This is a genomic window from Bradyrhizobium sp. 160 (genome assembly GCF_023073735.1).
Lineage (GTDB): Bacteria > Pseudomonadota > Alphaproteobacteria > Rhizobiales > Xanthobacteraceae > Bradyrhizobium.
Window position 1 is genome coordinate 37,378 of the sequence record NZ_JADPKD010000007.1, and the last position, 17,338, is coordinate 54,715.

Here is a 17,338-nt window from a genome sequence, read left to right on the forward strand (position 1 = left end):
GCCGATGTAAGGGATCGCTGTGGAGCCCAGTGCGCGGGTCCGCCAATCACCGATTGAAGAGCTGCCGCAGCACGTCGTTCATTGGCTGACTGTCCTGCTGTACCATCGGCGGGTCCTCCAGGGCGGGGGCGGCAGGCGAGGCCTGTGGCGCCGACGTTGATGGCGTCGCCGGCAGGCTGCGGCTGCGGCCGGTGCCAGCTCCCGCGCCGCTGGAAAGCCCCTGCTGGATCAGATTGCCGATGGCTTCGCCCAGGGGACCGCCGAGCGGATTGTTCTGTCCCGGCTGCGAACCTTGTGGATTGGCATTGCCGCTCGCGCTGCCGCCGCCCGGTGCGGTGGTGCCGCCCAACCCCAGGCCGCCCAGGATATTGCCAAGCCCGGCGCCATCGGGGCCGAACAGGCCCTTGCCCATCTCGCGCAGCTTGGCATAGGCGGCATCCGGATTGTCGAGCACGCCGGCCATGTCGGGATAGATCCGCGGCTGCGACCAGGTGCCCTGGATCATCACGGGGATGCCGAAGCCGACCGGGTCGGAGGTACGGCCCTGACCCTCGGTCGTCATCACGAGCTTGGGCTCGACGCGGAAGCCCATCATCTTGGTGTCGAGGGCGATGGTGCCGGCGCCGGTGACGCGCACCAGCGGCCCGGTCAGATTGAGATCGGTCGTCACCGCCTGGCCCTTGTCGATGCGGAAGGAGGCCGAGAGCTGCGACAGGTCCGTGCTCTGCTCCTGGCTGGGGTCCTGATTTTCCTGCCAGCCGGACAGCGTGCCCATGGTGAGCGAGCGGATCATCTGTGCGACGTTGATGCCGCGGATCGCGCCGTCCTGGAAATTCACGAAGGCCGTGCCCTGCATGTTCGCCATCAGCGCGCGCTGGCTGGTGCCGGCGCTGCGCAAAGCGAGCTTGGCCTGCAGCTTGCCGTCGATTCGGTCGAATTCGGCAAGGCCCTGGAGCAATGGCCGCGCGCGGACACCGACGAGATCGGAATGCATGGCGAAACTCGGTGCGCCGGTGGTCGCATCCAGGATGATCTCGCCCGAGACCTGACCGCCATAGGCGCCGAGATTGGCGGTGCTGGCCTTCAGCACGCCGCCGGCGAGTTTTGCATCGAGCGCGAGCGGCGAGAGGTGCGCATCGCCGATCACGGCCTCGTTCGCCGAGATCCTCACTTGCGCGTCGACATAGTTGAGCCCGGAGACGTCGATCGGCGCATTGCTCCAAGGCTGCCCGGCCGCGCCCTCCGGCGATTTTGCCAGCGGAATCGCGAGCCGCTGGAAGTCGAGATCGACCTTGACCAGCGGCTTGCTCGCGATATCGACCGAAGCCCAGCCGTTGAAGGGGCTGTCGCCGAGCCTGCCGTTCAGGCCGTTGATCATCACGATGTCGCCGCTCAGCCGGATCTCGGCGTGACCTGCGAGCTGGGACTTCAGCACGTCGGGCATGTCGATGGCGAAGTCGACCGGGATCGTCGGCCGGTCGCCGGTCGCCGCCGGCGTGGTCCCCTTGATGTCGAACTTGGTTGGATGTTCGCCGACGCGCGCGGCGCCGGTGATGTTGACTTTGCGATCGCCACCAACGACCGCCTCGGCGTTGATGGCGCTGATGCGGCCCTCGACGCGATCGCGCACGCGCGCGAATGCAATCTCGCCGTCGGTGATCTTGACGCGGTCGATGGTCGCGCCATTCGTGTCGAGCGCGAGCGGCTTCGACGCGGTGCCGGCATTCGGCAGGCGCTCACGCAGGAGCGGCTGGTAAAGCACGGGATGGATCACGACGAACTCGCTGATCTCAGGCCGGCCCGACCACACGCTGGAGAGCGACATGTCGGCCTGCAGGCTAGCGATCGTCAGGCGCGTGATGCCGCTGCGGTCCTTCGGGTCTTGCAGCGTGAGGTCGCTCAGAGTGACGTTCAGCGTCGGCCACAGGCTGATCTTCGTGGTGCCGTCGATCGACAGGCGATAGCCGGTCGCGCTCTCGACCCGCGAGGCAATCGTCGAGGTCAGGAAGCCGGAGGGGATTCCGACCACCAGAAGGATTGCAATCACGATGATGACGGCGGCCATTGCCGCGCCGACGAACTTCATAGCTCTCATGTCGACTTCCCAGCGACGGACGATCGGCGGCGAACCCGGCAGATTACCGTCATTTGCACGTGAGTTTATCCCGGGACGGGAAGCGGCTCCAAGCACGCAAAAATAATCGGGAGGTGCTGCAAAGTTATGTGACTTATGCCACACTTCTCCGGCGCGGTTTTACGCGATCCTAGGCTGATGGTTCCAAGCGATTTGCCAAGGACATTCACGAGTAAATTGACAAGGACATTGAAATGAGCAAGCAGGCCGAATTTGCGGTCATCCTGAAGATGAACGCGATGTTCGCTGACCTCGGCGCGGACGAGCTCCAGCGGCTGTCCGGTCTCTGCCACACCCAGCATCTGGCGAGCGGCGAGGTGCTATTTCAGAAGGGCGATCCAGGAGACGCGCTGTTCGGCGTGCGCCGCGGCCAGGTCCGCATCGAGACCGGCGCCTCCGACGGCAGCCGGCTGACGCTGAACTTCATGGGGCCAGGCGACCTGTTCGGTGAGGTCGCGGTGCTGGACGGCCAGAGCCGCACAGCCGATGCGACCGCGGGCGAGGCGAGCGAATTGTTCGTGCTGCGGCGCGAGGATTTCCTCGGTTTCCTCGAGCGCGAGCCGAAGGTCGCGATCAAGATCATCGCGCTGCTCTGCCAGCGCATCCGCTGGCAGAGCGAGCGCATGGAGGAATCCATGCTGCAACCGCTGCCGGTCCGGCTGGCGCGGCGGCTCTGCGCGCTCGCCGCCGATTTCGGCTCGGAGGTGCACATCTCGCAGGAGCAGCTCGGCGTCTTCGTCGGCGCCGCCCGTGAAAGTGTCAACCGCCAGCTTCAGGCCTGGCGCAAGGAGGCAATCCTCGATCTCCAGCGCGGCCGGATATTGCTGAGGAACATGACGAAGCTGACCGCGATCGCACGGAACGAGTAGAACTTACGAGCGCGCCTTGTCCCGACAGCTACTCCGCCGCTGGGCGCGCGAGGTTCTTCGGCGCTGGCGCGGTTTCCGCCGCTTCCGCCGGCGCTGCTCCGTGATGACCGGCGACCACCGCGTCCTCGCTGTGCACGATCAACCGCTTGGCGAAGCGCCAGATCAGGGCGCCGAAATCGTCCATCACCATGAACATCGCAGGCACGAACACCAGCGACAGGATGGTCGAGAAGATCAGGCCGCCGATCACCGCGAGCGCCATCGGTGAGCGGAACTCGCCGCCGGCACCGACCGCGAGCGCGCTCGGCATCATGCCCGCGGCCATCGCGATCGTGGTCATCACGATGGGGCGGGCGCGCTTCATGCCGGCGTCGATCATGGCCTCCTCGCGCGGCTTGCCGGCGCGAATGGCTTCGATGGCGAACTCCACCAGCATGATCGCGTTCTTGGTGACGATACCCATCAGCATCAGGATGCCGATCCACACCGGCGTGGTGAGCTGCTTGCCGGTGACGAGCAAGGCGGCGATCGCGCCGCCGATCGAGAGCGGCAGCGAGAACAGGATGGTGATCGGCTGGAGGAAAGTGCCGAACAGCAGCACCAGCACGGCGTAGACCATCATCAGGCCGGCCGTGATCGCGGTCGCAAAACCGTCGGACAGCTCGTTCAGGCTCTCGGCGTCGCCGGAGGGTGAGACTTTCACGCCTTTCGGCAGACTCTTCATCACCGGCAGGTCGTAGATCTTCTTGGTGGCATCGCCGAGCGCGGCGGAGCCGACAAGGTCGGCCGCAACGGTCGCCTGCCGCTCGCGGTCGTAGCGATTGATGCTGGTGGGGCCCTGGTCGAGCTTGACGTCGGCGATGACCGAGAGCGGCACGCCGCCCTTCTCGCCGTGCTCCCCGAGCGGGACACGGAGCTGCTCGAGCGTCTTCAGATTGCCGCGCGCGGCGTCTTCGAGCTGCACACGGATCGGCACCAGGCGATCGCCGACGTCGAACTTGGCGAGTGCAGGCCCGACGTCGCCGATGGTGGCGACGCGGATGGTCTGCGACAGGCTTTCGGTCGAGACGCCGAGCCGCGCGGCGAGATCGGCGCGCGGCTCGATGCGCAGCTCGGGTCGCTCCAGCGAGGTCTCCGAGATCACGTTGGCGATGGTAGGAATGCGCTTCATCTGCGTCGCAAGCTCGCTCGCGACGTTGTTGACGATGTTGGGATCGACACCGGTCACCACCAGCGAGATCGCGCGCAGGCCGTTCTCGTCCAGGAACCAGAAGCGGATGTCGGGAACGTTCTCCAGCTCCTGGCTGATCGAGAACTCGAGCTCGCGCTGGGTAATGTCGCGGCTGTCCTTGGGCGTGTAGTTGATGATCAGGGCGGCGCGCCGGACTTCCTGAGTCCCCGGCGGGACGCGCCCACCGTCGACGAAGATGCTCTTCACCTCGGGCCGCTTGCGCAGCCGCGCGACGATGTCCTCGGTGACCTTTTCGGTGTAGGCGAGCTGAGTGCCAGGCGGCAGCTCGAGGGCAAGCAGCGAGCGGGCGCTGTCCTGCGCCGGCAGAAAGCCCTGCGGCAGCAGCGTGATGCTCCAGATCGAGGCGGCGAAGACGCCGAGCCCGATCAGCACCGTGATAAAATAGTGCTTCACCGACCAGGCCACGATCCCATGATAGGACCGCAAGATGCGGCCGGGCGGCGGCTCCACATGCGTGTGGTGCTTGAGAAAGTAGGCGGCTAGCACCGGGGTGACGAAGCGGGCCGCCAGCAGCGAGAAGAATACTTGCACCGAAACGGTGATGCCGAACTGCTTGAAGAACTGTCCCGCGATGCCCGACATGAAGCTCGCGGGTGCGAAGATCGCGATGATGGTCAGCGAGATCGCGATCACCGCGAGGCCGATCTCGTCGGCGGCCTCGAGCGCGGCACGGTAGGGCGACTTGCCCATGTTCATGTGCCGGACGATATTCTCGATCTCGACGATGGCGTCGTCGACCAGAATACCCGTCGACAGCGTGATGGCGAGAAAGCTGACGAGGTTCAGCGAGAAGCCGAGCAGGTCCATCGCCCAGAACGCCGGGAAGATCGACAACGGCAGCGAAATCGCGGCGATGATGGTCGCGCGCAGGTCGCGCAGGAACAGGAGCACAATGACAACGGCGAGGATGGCGCCTTCGAACAGGGTCGAGATCGCCGCGTGGTAATTGCCCTTGGTATATTCGACCGAAGTGTCGATCAGCTTCAGATCGACGTCGGGATAGGAGGCCTTCAGCGCGTCGATGCGCTTTTGCACGGCCTCGGCTACCTTCACATCGCTGGCGCCCTTTGAGCGCTTGATGCCGAGCGCGACCACCGGCTCGCCGTTGAAGCGGGCGAAGGTGCGACGGTCGGCAATGGTGTCGGTGACGGTGCCAAGATCGTCGAGCCGGACCTCGCCGCCGCCGAACAGCGGGATCATTGTGCCGGCAAGATCGCCCAGCGTCTTGGCGCCGGCGAGCGTGCGGATGGCCTGGTCGTTCTTGCCGATCTCGGCGCGGCCGCCGGCGACGTCGACATTGGTGCCGCGCAGGCTCTGGCTGACATTGACCGCGGTCAGGCCCATCGCCTGCAATCGATCGGGGTCGAGCGAAACCAGGATCTCGCGCTCGACGCCGCCGATGCGCTCGACCTGGGCGACGCCGCGCACACCCTGCAGCGCGCGCTTGACCACGTCGTCGACGAAATAGGAGAGCTGCTCGGGCGTCTTGCCGGGCGAGATCGCGGCATAGGTGACGATCGGCAGGCCGATGACGTCGACGCGCTGGATCAGCGGCTCAGTGACGTTCTGCGGCAGGTTGGAGCGCACACGCGTCACCGCGTCTTTGACGTCGTTGAGCGCGCGGTCCGTGTTGGTCTCCAGCGCGAACTGGATCGTGGTGACCGACAGGCCGTCGGTGATCGAGGAGGTGATGTGCCGCACGCCCTCGACGCCGGAGACGGCGTCTTCAACCGTCTTGGTGACCTGGGATTCCAGCTCGGCCGGCGCAGCGCCGAATTGCGATACCGCGACCGAGATCACGGGAATGTCGGCCGACGGCAGCCGCGTCACCGCAAGTTTGGTGAAGGAGGTCCAGCCGAGGATCAGGAGGATGATCGAGAAGACGACCGACGGCAACGGATTGCGGATCGACCATGCCGAGATATTGAGAGCCATCAGCGTACCCGCGTGCGATCGAGTTCATCGGCGAACATGGTTTTGATCTGGTCGCCGTCATGGAGCGAAGAGCCGGCGTCGGCGACGACGATTTCGCCGACCTCGAGCCCTTCCAGGATTTCCGTCGCGCTGTCGGACGACAGTCCGACCCGCACCTTTCGCGTCTCGACAATGTTGCCCTTGACGACTTGCACGGTGAGATGGTCGATCGCGGTCTTGGGGATCGAGACGCCGCAGCTTCGCTTGGCATCGATCGAGGCGCGGGCGAATACGCCGACCTTCAGCGAGGGATTGTTAGTGACGCTGATGCGCACGCGCCCGAGCTGGGTCGCGCGGTCGATTTCGGGCGCAACCAGCCGGACCCGGCCGATCAGATCGGGCGCGTCGTCGCGGCTGATGCGCACGGTCGCACCGGAGCTGAGCTTGGGCATGTGAACCGCCGGGACCTGGGCGTCGAGCTCGATTTCGCTGTTGACGGCGATGCGGAACATCGGGCCGGCCTGCGGCGAGGCCGGCGCGCCGACGATGGTGCGGACCTCGGTGATGAGGCCCGGCGCAGGCGCCTTCAGCGAGATCGGGCCTTGCGGGCCGGGCCGCTGCGGTTGGCCCGGCATCTGCGGCGGCGCGGTCAGGCGCGCCAGTTCCTGATTGTCGGTGACAACAGTGCCTTCGGTGACGAAGAGGTCCGTAACCCGCGAGCCTTCCTGGTCGGCCACGACCACGGCCTCGCGGCGCGGCACGAAGAAGCCGGTCACCCGCACGAGGTCGGAGAAGCAGGCATTGGTCGATTTCGTCACGATGACGAGCGCCTCGCCCGGCGTTTCCTTTGCCTCAGGGCGATGCCGATGCTCAAACAGATAATAGCCGAGGCCGAGCGCCACGACGAACACCACCGTTCCCGCCGGCTTGAGATATTCGGAAAGGTTCATCGCCGGATCATCCTGGCCTGGCTCACGGCCGTCCGTACGAGGCCTATCGAGAGCGTTTCCCTGAAATGAAGCGGCGTCCCGCAGGGCTGCGGGACGCGCTCTGGAAGCGAGACGTTACACCACATCACGACTTATCACTGCAAAGGATTGCGTCGTGCTTACTTGGATGCGGTGGTCTTGTTTTCCATGTTGACGACCTGCACGCGGCGGTTGACCTCCGCCATCGGCTGGCTCGGATCCTTCAGCTTGCTCTTCCCGTAGCCGACTGTGACGAGGTCGGTCGCGGAGATGCCGTACTTGTCGACGAGGTAGCGCTTGATCGAATCGGCGCGGCGTTCCGACAGGTCCTGGTTGTAGGCTTCGCCGCCTGCGGCATCGGTGTGCCCGGCGACCACGAAGGTCGAGCCCTTGAGGTCGGGGCTGGTCAGCGCCCGGCCGAGCGCCTGCACGGACGGCATCGACTTGGCACTGATATTGGCGGAGTTGTAGTCGAACGTGATCTCGAGATCGATGTTCGGCTTGTCCTTGGCGACCGAGGCGATTTCCTCGCGCTCGCTCGACGACAGCGAGCGCGTCGAGCGGCCACGCATGGACTGGATCAGCTTGGTCTCCGCCGCGTTCGGCGCGGGATCGGCCTGCGGAGCGATCGAGAGGCCGCGCGTCAAAGGCTTCTTTGCCGGCGGCGCGAGCGCGCGGACGATCTCGTCCTCGGTGACGTTCTTGCTGTTGCTTTCGTCGCCCGCGACGGCGGGCGGAGCCGGCAGCGACAGAGCGGCGCCGATGGTGATGATCGACAGGATCGCGGTAAGTCCCTTTGCAGCCAATCTCATAGCAGTCCCTCCTGCGCAGCCAGCTCGCGCGTTTCCAAATTCCTGCAATAAGCCCTCGGGAAAGCCCCCTTGCGGCATCCGCCCATTAGTCTTTCTTGGGCTGTTCAAGGTTCGAGGCGTGTCTTCCCTCAACTCAAAAAAATATCAACGCACTCCGTAACTTGCGAATTCCTGAACGATGTTCGGATCCATCGCCTTGGCATTGGCGATGTCGAGCGCACCTTCCTGGGCGGAGCCGTTGCGCTGCTTGGCAAGCCCGCGTCCGTAGAGCGAGGAGGTCAGGCGGGGATTGATCTTCAGGGCCGCGTCGAAATCGGCGATGGCGTTCTTGACCGCTCCCGATTTCAGGTTGACGAGCCCGCGGCTGTCCAACGCATCGACGAAGTTCGGCCGCAGCCGCAGCGCCTCGTTGCAATCCTTGAGTGCGCCCTGAAGGTCGCCGACCACGGTGCGGGTCCAGCAGCGGTTGTTCAGCGCCTCGACGTCCTTCGCGTTGATGCGGAGCGTATCGTCGAAATCCTTGATGGCGAGGTTGTAGGCGCCCTTGCTGGCATAGACCTGGCCGCGCCGGTACAGCGCGTTCACGTCGTCCGGATTGGTGGCAATCTTGGCTGTGAGGCTCTTGATCGTGGGGTCGTCAGCCAGGACGGCGGGGCTCGGCCCGCCGTCCGCGTTCGGCGCGGGAGCGGGATCAGCCGGCTTCGCGGGCGGCGGCGGTGGCGGCAGGGCGGCCTCGACCTGCGGCTTCGGCGAGGGTGCCGGTGCAGGAGGAGGGGGTGGCGCCGGCGACGCAACCGTGTCGGCCGGCTTCGTCGGCGGAGGCGGTGTCGGCGGCCCGGGTGGTGCCGGCGGCGGGTTGTTGGCGACCACGGCCGGCGGCGCCGGTGGTGGCGTCGTCGACGGCCGCGATCCGCCGGCCCCCGGAATGAACGAGAAATCTTCAGCCAATGAAGAGGATATCCATGGTACCTGCTCGCCGCGCGAGGCGCGGGTAACGCCCATCTTGGTGCGGTTCAGCGTCTCCTCGGCCATCAGGTCGGGAACGCGAATTTCCTTCAGCAGCTCCTGGACGAACAGGCTGTGCTCGCCGCCGGCATCCGAGACCACCGAGGCCAGCGCCGCCGAATACATCACCAGGGTGCCATTCGGCGCGATGACCGGGGTCAGGCCGGCCGAGAAGCTGCGGAACCGGCGCTCGAACGGGTTGCGCCTGGAGGCATCGATCAGCGCGATCTTGACGCCGGCACCGCGGGTGTTGAGCTCGCCAAGCACGCTCTCCAGGCTGAAACCGTCGCGGCGCACGTCGGATTCGGTCCAGATCTGCGCATCGACCGGCAGCAAGTAGCTCTGACGCGCGGACTGGATGCCGAACCCGCTGAAGAACACCAGCGCCACCGAACCCGGCTTGATCTTGCCGTAGAGCTTGTCGAAGGCGCGGCGCATGCCGTCGCCGGTCAGGTTCTCGCCGATCTCGACGGAAAAGCCGTCGCGCTTGAGCTCGTCGGCGACGTCGCGCGCATCATTGATCGGTTCCTTCAACGGGGCATCCGCATCCGGATATTTGGCGTTGCCGATCACCAGCGCAAAGCGGTCGCCAGCCGCAAGCGTCGGAGCAGTCGGGATAAGCGAGATGAGCAGGGGCAGCAGAAAAAGGAAGCGATTTTTCATAATCAGCGCGGTCCAGCCAAAAAGGCGCCGTTCCAGCTTGCGCCGCGGCGACCTTAACTTACGCTCTAGGCATTATCAAACCGGGGACGGGGGGCGTCAACCGCTTGGACATTCGGCTTTATCGCGACGATCGACCGCAAGGCATGGGCACGCTGCGAGTGGAATAAAGGGGGCTGTCATGGTTGTGCTCGATGCATCTGGCGCGATCCTGTCTGCGGGATGTTAGGACAGCCAGGGCGACGAAAATGTGATTGCTCTCACATTGCAGGACTGCGGCCGTTGCAACCCCAGGTGTTTGACCTTTGCTGCGGACAATGGCTTGGTGCGCCGGCTCGTCCCGCAGGTCCACTCAGAAAAAAACAAAGAGCACAGGCATGGGAAACGTCCACGAGATCTACGCACTGCGCTATGCGACGATGTCGCCGCGCACTCCTCACATGAACTTCCTCGTGCCCGACCCGCATGACAGCGCGGCACAGGACCTCGATTACTTCGTCTGGCTGATCCGCGGCAGCGGTCGCGACATCCTGGTCGATACCGGCTTCAACGCCGAGGAGGCGAGCGCCCGGGCACGCAAGCTGACGCTCAATCCTGTTGACGCGCTGGAGCGCTTTGGTGTCGCCGCGGCCGCGATTCGCGATGTCATCGTGACGCATCTGCATTACGACCATGCCGGCAATCTCGATCGCTTCCCGCATGCGCGCTTCCATCTCCAGGAGCGCGAGATGGCTTACGCGACCGGCCGCTGCATGTGCAATGGCCTCTTGCGCCATCCGTTCTCGGTCGAGCACGTCACGCAGATGGTGCGCCATGTCTATGGCGAGCGAGTTACGTTTTATTCGGGCGACGGCGAGGTCGCGCCCGGCGTGACCGTGCATCGGGTCGGCGGCCATTCCGACGGCTTGCAGGTCGTCAGGGTCGAGACCGCGCGCGGACCGGTGGTGCTGGCGTCCGATGCCGCGCATTACTACGCCAATCTTCAGCGCAAGAGCCCATTCCCGATCGTCTACAATGTCGGCGACATGGCGCAAGGCTGGGAGACGATCGAGCGCCTCGCCGGTCACCCTGATCGATTCATTCCCGGTCATGATCCGATCGTGACGGAGATCTATCCGCGCGCCAGCGACAGGATCGATGCCTGGGCGCTGCACCTGCCGCCGACGCGATCGTTTGCGAAGTGACGCGGTAGCGTCATTCCGGGTTCGCCGCTGTCGCAGCGCCCCGGAATGACAGTATCGCCTAATACGCCTGCTTGGCGTCCGCCTCTTCGCTGGTCTGGATCAGGTCGAGGCTCTCTTCGATCTTGCCGAGCAAAGCCGAGAGCTGCTTGCGCTCCTGCGCGGAGAGGCAGGCGAGGATCTCGTCTTCCCGTCGCAGCAATTGCGGGAACAACTCCTCATAGAGCGCGCGGCCCTTTTTCGTCAGTTGCAGGCGAAATTCGCGGCGATCGGCTTCGTTCTCGACCCGCTCGATCAGCCCCTGCTGCAGCAGCGCCGTCACCGCACGGCTGATGGTCGATTTGTGCGTGCGGGTGCATTGCGAGATGAATTGCGCGCTACAGGCGTCGTTGCGGAAGCCGAGCGTGGCGATCACGCGCCACGCCGGAATATCGAGGCCATGCCGTTCCTGATATTCCACCGCGAGCGCGGAACTCACCTCCGCCGCGAGCCGGTTGAGGCGGAACGGCACGAACTTAAACAGATCGAGTCGAGGCTTTGGCCGCGATGAAGCCTCTTCGGCTTCGCGTGTCCTCAGCGCGATGTCACTGGATGTCCTTGCCAAGCAGAGCGCTCCGAATTCAGTTGACGGCCGGCCGGCTCCGGTCCAAAATAGTTGCACGTGAGACTATCTAGCAGATCAGTCCTCTCCTGACCAGAGCCGAGGTTAGTGCATGGCGCAGGCCAAATCCCAGTTCGGCTACCAACGCCACCCCGATCAGGATCGTTCGGGCCAGGACCCGGCCGCGCATCCGCTCGTGGTCGTCGGTGCGGGTCCGGTCGGGCTGTCGCTGGCGATTGACCTTGCCCAGCGCGGCCAGCGCGTCGTTCTTCTTGATGATGCAGACCGTATCGGCGAAGGCTCGCGCGCGATCTGCTTCTCCAAGCGTTCGCTGGAATATTGGGACCGGCTCGGCGTCGGCGACCGCATGGTCGAGAAGGGCGTGGTCTGGAGCGTCGGCCGGATCTTCCACGGCGAGTCGCAGCTCTATCAGTTCAACCTGCTGCCCGAGGACGGTCACAAGCGGCCGGCCTTCATCAACCTTCAGCAATATTACGCCGAGGCCTTTCTGGTTGATCGCATCCAGGATCTGCCTGCGATCGACCTGCGGTGGCGCAACAAGGTGACGGCGCTGGAGCAGCGCAACGATGCCGTCGCGCTGACGATCGAGACGCCCGAGGGCGCCTATCGGCTGCACGCGCAATATGTCGTCGCCTGCGACGGCGCGCGATCCTCGCTGCGACAGATGGTCGGCGCCGAGTTCGCGGGACAGGTGTTCGAGGATCAGTTCCTGATCGCCGACGTCAAGATGACCGCGGAATTCCCGACTGAACGCTGGTTCTGGTTCGATCCGCCGTTCCATGCCGGACGTTCGGCGCTCTTGCACCGGCAGCCTGATGATGTCTGGCGCATCGATCTCCAACTCAATCGCGACGCCGATCCTGTCGTCGAGAAGAAGCCGGAAAACGTGCGGCCGCGCATCGCGCGCATGCTCGGGCACGACAAGTTCGAGTTCGAGTGGATCTCGCTGTACAAATTTCAATGCCGGCGGATGGACCGCTTCATCCACGGCCGCGTAATTTTTGCCGGCGATTCCGCTCACCAGGTCTCGCCCTTCGGCGCACGCGGTGCGAACTCGGGACTCGAGGATGCCGAAAATCTCTCCTGGAAGCTCGACCGTGTGCTGCGGGGGACTTCGCCCGCGAGCCTGCTCGAGAGCTATCATGCCGAGCGCAGCATGGCGGCTGACGAGAACATCCGCGAATCCACCCGCTCGACCGATTTCATGGCGCCGAACTCGCACCAGGAAGCGCGGCTGCGCAAGGCGGTGCTGTCGCTCGCCAAGGAGACCGAGTTCGGCAAGCGCATGGTCAATGGCGGCCGGCTCTCGGTGCCGTGCAGCTACGACTCGCCGCTGTCCTCGCTCGATGCGGATACGTGGCACGGCGGACCGTCGCCCGGCTGTTCCATGCTCGACGCGCCCGTCGCAACGCGGACCGGCGAGCAGATCTATCTGACGGATGCCTTCCGCAAGGGTGGAACGGACTTCACCTTGCTGTCGTTCAGCAATGGCGCGCCGACCGACGTGCCCGATGGCATCAAAGGCATCCGCATTGGAGATGAGGGCGGACTTGCCGATCCCTCGGGCCTGGTCGCGAAACGCTACGGCGCCGAGCCGGGCGCCGCCTATCTGCTGAGGCCCGACGGTTACGTCGCGGCGCGCTTCCGCCGCCCGACGCGTGCGACGATCGCGGCAGCGCTGGCGCGGGCCGAAGGCTTGTATTGAGGTTCTGATGCCGCTCTCCACCAGTTCCAACTTCGCGCGCCCCGACGATGCCTTTCGCGCCATCGTCGAGGCCCATCGCGGGCTCACCGACGAGCAGAGCGCCGATTTCGACGCGGCGCTGGTGCTGATCCTCGCCAACCATATCGGCGACATCGACGTGCTGCGGGAGGCGATCGGACTTGCAAAGCGCCGCATGATCGACGGCCAGCAGCAACAACAGCAACAACAGCAACAACAATAACCCAGTGACCTGAAGGACGAATTGATGGCGAAGAACTTCGCATCCACCGGCGATCTCTCCGAGAAGAAGATCACCTTCTCGGAGATCGGTACCGATCTCTACGCGTTCACCGCCGAGGGCGATCCCAACACCGCAATCATCGTCGGCGACGACGGCTGTCTCGTGTTCGATGCGCAGGCGACGCCCGCAATGGCGAACAAGGTGATCGAGCGCGTGCGCACCGTGACCGACAAGCCGATCAAATATGTCGTGCTGTCGCACTATCACGCGGTGCGCGTGCTTGGCGCCTCCGCCTACAAGGCGCAAGGCATCGTCGCCTCGCAGGAGACCTATCGGCTGATCGAAGAGCGCGGCAAGCAGGATTGGGATTCCGAATACGGCCGCTTCCCGCGCCTGTTCCAGGATGCGCAGAGCATTCCAGGCCTGACCTGGCCGACCCTGACGTTCGAGGGCGAGATGTCGATCTATCTCGGCAAACGCGAGGTGCGCCTGATGCAGTTAGGTGCCGGCCACACCTCCGGCGACATCGTCGCCTGGGTGCCGGACGCAGAGGTGATGTTCTCCGGCGATCTCATCGAATATCACTCGGCCTGCTATTGCGGCGATGCGCATTTGCGCGAATGGCCGCTGACGCTGAACGAGATCCGCAACTTCAATCCCAAGGCGATCGCGCCGGGCCGCGGTGATGCCCTGAAGGGCACAGCCACCGTGCGCGAGTCCATCGCAATGACGCGTGATTTCGTCACAACGCTTTATGGGGCCGCGGAAATCTCCGTCGCCAAAGGGCGCACCCTGAAGGAGACGATGGCGGCGACGCGCGAGGTGATGGATCCGAAATTTTCGAGCTTCGCCATCTACGAGCACTGCCTGCCGTTCAACGTGTCGCGCGCCTATGACGAAGCGTCGGGAATCGACGATCCTGTGATCTGGACCGACAAGCGCGACCAGGAAATGTGGGCAGCGTTGCAAGGAGGAGGATAGTCATGAACATCAACACCTCGCCCGATCAGATCATCCGCAGTTCCGCGCAGGTGACGCCGGGTTACATGTCCGGCTTCGGCAACAGCTTTGAGACCGAGGCGCTGCCGGGCGCGCTGCCGATTGGGCGTAATTCGCCGCAGCGCTGCGCCTACGGGCTCTACGCCGAGCAGCTCTCGGGCTCGCCCTTCACGGCGCCCCGCGGCAGCAATGAGCGCTCCTGGCTTTATCGCATTCGTCCGTCGGTGAAGCATTCCGGTCGCTTCGAGAAGATCGATGTAGGGCTGTGGCGCTCGGCGCCGTGCCATGAATACGATCTGCCGATCGCGCAGCTGCGCTGGGATCCAGCGCCGATTCCGCAGGAGGAGATGACCTTCCTGCAGGGCGTGCAGACCATGACGACCGCCGGCGACGTCAACACGCAGGCCGGCATGGCGGCGCATGTCTACCTCATCACCAAGTCGATGGTGGACCAGCACTTCTACGATGCCGACGGCGAGCTGATGTTCGTACTTCAGCAGGGCAATCTGCTTATCGTCACCGAGTTTGGCCGCATCGATGCCGAGCCCGGCGAGATCGTGGTGATCCCGCGCGGCGTCAAGTTCCGCGTGGAGATCCCGAACGGTCCGGCGCGCGGCTATCTCTGCGAGAACTATGGCGGCGCTTTCACGCTGCCGGAGCGCGGCCCGATCGGCGCCAACTGCCTCGCCAATGCGCGCGACTTCCTCACGCCGGTCGCAAACTACGAGGACAAGGACACGCCGACCGAGCTCTTCGTGAAATGGGGCGGCTCGCTGTTTAAGACGCAGCTCGCCCATTCGCCGATCGACGTTGTGGCCTGGCACGGCAATTACGCGCCCTACAAATACGATCTGCGTACCTTCTCGCCCGTCGGCGCGATCGCCTTCGACCATCCGGATCCCTCGATATTCACCGTGCTGACCTCGCCGTCGGAAACGGCAGGCACTGCGAACATCGACTTCGTGATTTTTCCCGAGCGCTGGATGGTCGCGGAAAACACCTTCCGCCCGCCCTGGTATCACATGAACATCATGAGCGAGTTCATGGGGCTGATCTACGGCGTCTACGATGCCAAGCCGCAAGGCTTCGTCCCCGGCGGCATCAGCCTGCACAATTGCATGCTGCCGCACGGCCCGGACCGCGACGCCTTCGAGCATGCCAGCAACGGGGAATTGAAGCCGGTGAAGCTGACCGGCACCATGGCCTTCATGTTCGAAACCCGCTACCCGCAGCGCGTCACCGCACATGCCGCGACCTCGCCGACGCTGCAAGACGACTATGCAGATTGCTGGAAGGGGCTGGAGAAACGCTTCGATCCAAGCAAGCCGTAGCTTTCTTCCCCTCTCCCCTTGTGGGAGAGGGTCGCTCGCGGCGCAGCCGCGAGACGGGTGAGGGGTTATCTCCGCAAGAGAGCCTCTCTCACTTGGACGCGTGGATAGAACCCCCTCATCCGGCGCTTCGCGCCACCTTCTCCCACAAGGGGAGAAGGAAGAAAGGAACCGAGCCAAAAGTGACAACCCACCCCAACGATCCCAGCCTCCGCTCCTTCATCGAGGTCGATCCCGCCTCGGACTTCCCGATCCAGAACCTGCCCTATGGCGTGTTCTCGACCGTGGCCAATCCGACGCCGCGGGTTGGCGTCGCTATCGGCAATTATGTGCTCGATCTCTGGAAGCTCGAGCAGGATTCCCGGCTCGACGTCGGGCCGCTCGGTATATTCTCCGGCGCCTCGCTCAATCCGTTCATGGCGCTGGGGCCGAAGGTCTGGACGACAACGCGGGCGCGGATCAGTGAGCTCCTGCGCCACGATCATCCGGAGCTGTGCGACAACGAGGAGTTGCGCAAGCAGGCGCTCGTGCCGATGCGCGATGCAAAACTGCATCTGCCCTTCACCGTCTCCGGCTACACCGACTTTTATTCCTCCAAGGAGCACGCCACCAATGTCGGCGTGATGTTCCGTGGCAAGGACAATGCGCTCCAGCCGAACTGGCTGCATATGCCGATCGCTTATAATGGCCGAGCCTCGACCGTCGTAGTGTCAGGGACGAAAGTGAAGCGACCGCGCGGGCAGCTGAAGCCGCCGAATGTGGACTTGCCGAGCTTCGCGCCGTGCAAGCGGCTCGACTTCGAGCTGGAGATGGGCGTCGTCGTTGGCCAGCCGTCGCCGATGGGCGGCATGCTCACCGAGAGCCAGGCCGAGGAGATGATCTTCGGGTTCGTGCTGCTCAACGACTGGAGCGCGCGCGATATCCAGCAATGGGAATATGTGCCGCTTGGCCCGTTCCTGGCAAAAGCATTCGCAACCTCGATCAGCCCATGGGTCGTGACGCGCGAAGCGCTGGAGCCGTTCCGTCTGAAGGGGCCGGAGCAGGAGCCGGCGCCGCTCGATTATCTCAAGCAGAGCAAGCCGCAGAACTACGACATCGCGCTCGACGTGTCCTTGCGGACCGCCGGTGCCAACGCCCCCGCCAGCATCAGCCGCACCAATTTCAAGTACATGTACTGGTCGTCGGTGCAGCAGCTCATGCACCACGCCTCCAGCGGTTGCGCCATGAACGTCGGCGATCTCCTTGGGAGCGGCACCATCTCCGGCCCGGAGAAGAACCAGCGCGGCAGCCTCTTGGAAATCAGCTGGAACGGCACCGAGCCCGTGGAGTTGCCCGGCGGCGCCAAACGCTCCTTCCTGGAGGACGGCGATTCCCTCGTGATGCGCGGCTGGTGCCAGGGCAACGGTTATCGCGTGGGGTTTGGCGAAGTGGAGGGGACGATTCTGGCGGCGGAATAGGGTGCCGCACATTCAGACTTCCTAGGGTGGGCAAAGGCGCGTCAGCGCCGTGCCCACCATTCTTCTGCAATTATCGTGGCGATGGTGGGCATGCTTCGCTTTGCCCACCCTTGTATTAGCCTGATCGGTTATGTTGAGCCGTTCCGTGAGGAATGGCCCAGCCCGGGTGGCCGCCCGAGCTGGGTCGCCGT

Annotated in this window: 13 protein-coding genes; 7 read left to right on the forward strand and 6 right to left on the reverse strand. The window is 64.5% G+C overall.

The window, feature by feature from the left end:
* Positions 1-46: 46 nt before the first annotated feature.
* Positions 47-2,095 carry an AsmA family protein gene (locus IVA98_RS02610; RefSeq protein WP_247304022.1) on the reverse strand — a complete coding sequence of 683 codons (2,049 nt, stop codon included), beginning with the start codon at positions 2,093-2,095 and terminating at the stop codon, positions 47-49.
* 233 nt (positions 2,096-2,328) lie between these two features.
* Here IVA98_RS02610 and IVA98_RS02615 point away from each other — a divergent pair, with 233 nt between their 5' ends.
* Positions 2,329-3,003, forward strand: coding sequence for a Crp/Fnr family transcriptional regulator (locus tag IVA98_RS02615; RefSeq protein WP_247278655.1), 675 nt, complete (start codon positions 2,329-2,331; stop codon positions 3,001-3,003).
* A gap of 28 nt (positions 3,004-3,031) precedes the next feature.
* On the opposite strand, the gene IVA98_RS02620 is transcribed toward IVA98_RS02615, so the two are convergent.
* From IVA98_RS02620 to IVA98_RS02635, 4 genes are all read right to left on the reverse strand, one after another.
* Positions 3,032-6,190, reverse strand: coding sequence for an efflux RND transporter permease subunit (locus tag IVA98_RS02620; protein WP_247304025.1), 3,159 nt, complete (start codon positions 6,188-6,190; stop codon positions 3,032-3,034).
* Positions 6,190-7,119 (reverse strand): RND family efflux transporter, encoded by a 930-nt coding sequence (locus IVA98_RS02625; protein ID WP_247304027.1) that lies wholly within the window; start codon positions 7,117-7,119, stop codon positions 6,190-6,192. Before IVA98_RS02625 ends, IVA98_RS02620 begins: the two co-directional genes overlap by 1 nt.
* 158 nt (positions 7,120-7,277) lie before the next feature.
* Positions 7,278-7,949 (reverse strand): OmpA family protein, encoded by a 672-nt coding sequence (locus tag IVA98_RS02630; RefSeq protein ID WP_247304029.1) that lies wholly within the window; start codon positions 7,947-7,949, stop codon positions 7,278-7,280.
* A gap of 144 nt (positions 7,950-8,093) precedes the next feature.
* Positions 8,094-9,617: a caspase family protein gene (locus IVA98_RS02635; RefSeq protein WP_247333600.1), complete on the reverse strand. Its 1,524-nt coding sequence runs from the start codon at positions 9,615-9,617 to the stop codon at positions 8,094-8,096.
* Between the two features lie 374 nt (positions 9,618-9,991).
* Between IVA98_RS02635 and IVA98_RS02640 the strand changes: the two genes are divergently transcribed.
* On the forward strand, positions 9,992-10,798 hold the full coding sequence (locus IVA98_RS02640) for an N-acyl homoserine lactonase family protein (protein ID WP_247304033.1): 807 nt from the start codon (positions 9,992-9,994) through the stop codon (positions 10,796-10,798).
* Positions 10,799-10,856: 58 nt separating this feature from the next.
* Here the strand turns inward: IVA98_RS02640 and IVA98_RS02645 are convergent, their stop codons facing one another.
* Complete coding sequence (locus tag IVA98_RS02645; protein WP_247304036.1) at positions 10,857-11,399, reverse strand: MarR family winged helix-turn-helix transcriptional regulator; 543 nt, start codon at positions 11,397-11,399, stop codon at positions 10,857-10,859.
* 109 nt (positions 11,400-11,508) lie between these two features.
* Between IVA98_RS02645 and IVA98_RS02650 the strand changes: the two genes are divergently transcribed.
* From IVA98_RS02650 to fahA, 5 genes are all read left to right on the forward strand, one after another.
* Entirely contained in the window at positions 11,509-13,122 is a 1,614-nt protein-coding gene (locus IVA98_RS02650) for an FAD-dependent oxidoreductase (RefSeq protein WP_247304038.1), read from the forward strand.
* Between the two features lie 7 nt (positions 13,123-13,129).
* Positions 13,130-13,363 carry a DUF2783 domain-containing protein gene (locus tag IVA98_RS02655; protein ID WP_247304040.1) on the forward strand — a complete coding sequence of 78 codons (234 nt, stop codon included), beginning with the start codon at positions 13,130-13,132 and terminating at the stop codon, positions 13,361-13,363.
* A 24-nt stretch (positions 13,364-13,387) separates the two neighbouring features.
* Entirely contained in the window at positions 13,388-14,344 is a 957-nt protein-coding gene (locus IVA98_RS02660; protein ID WP_247304042.1) for an MBL fold metallo-hydrolase, read from the forward strand.
* 2 nt (positions 14,345-14,346) lie between these two features.
* Positions 14,347-15,693: a homogentisate 1,2-dioxygenase gene (gene hmgA / locus IVA98_RS02665; RefSeq protein ID WP_247304044.1), complete on the forward strand. Its 1,347-nt coding sequence runs from the start codon at positions 14,347-14,349 to the stop codon at positions 15,691-15,693.
* Between the two features lie 179 nt (positions 15,694-15,872).
* Positions 15,873-17,147: a fumarylacetoacetase gene (gene fahA, locus IVA98_RS02670; protein WP_247304045.1), complete on the forward strand. Its 1,275-nt coding sequence runs from the start codon at positions 15,873-15,875 to the stop codon at positions 17,145-17,147.
* Positions 17,148-17,338 lie beyond the last annotated feature (191 nt).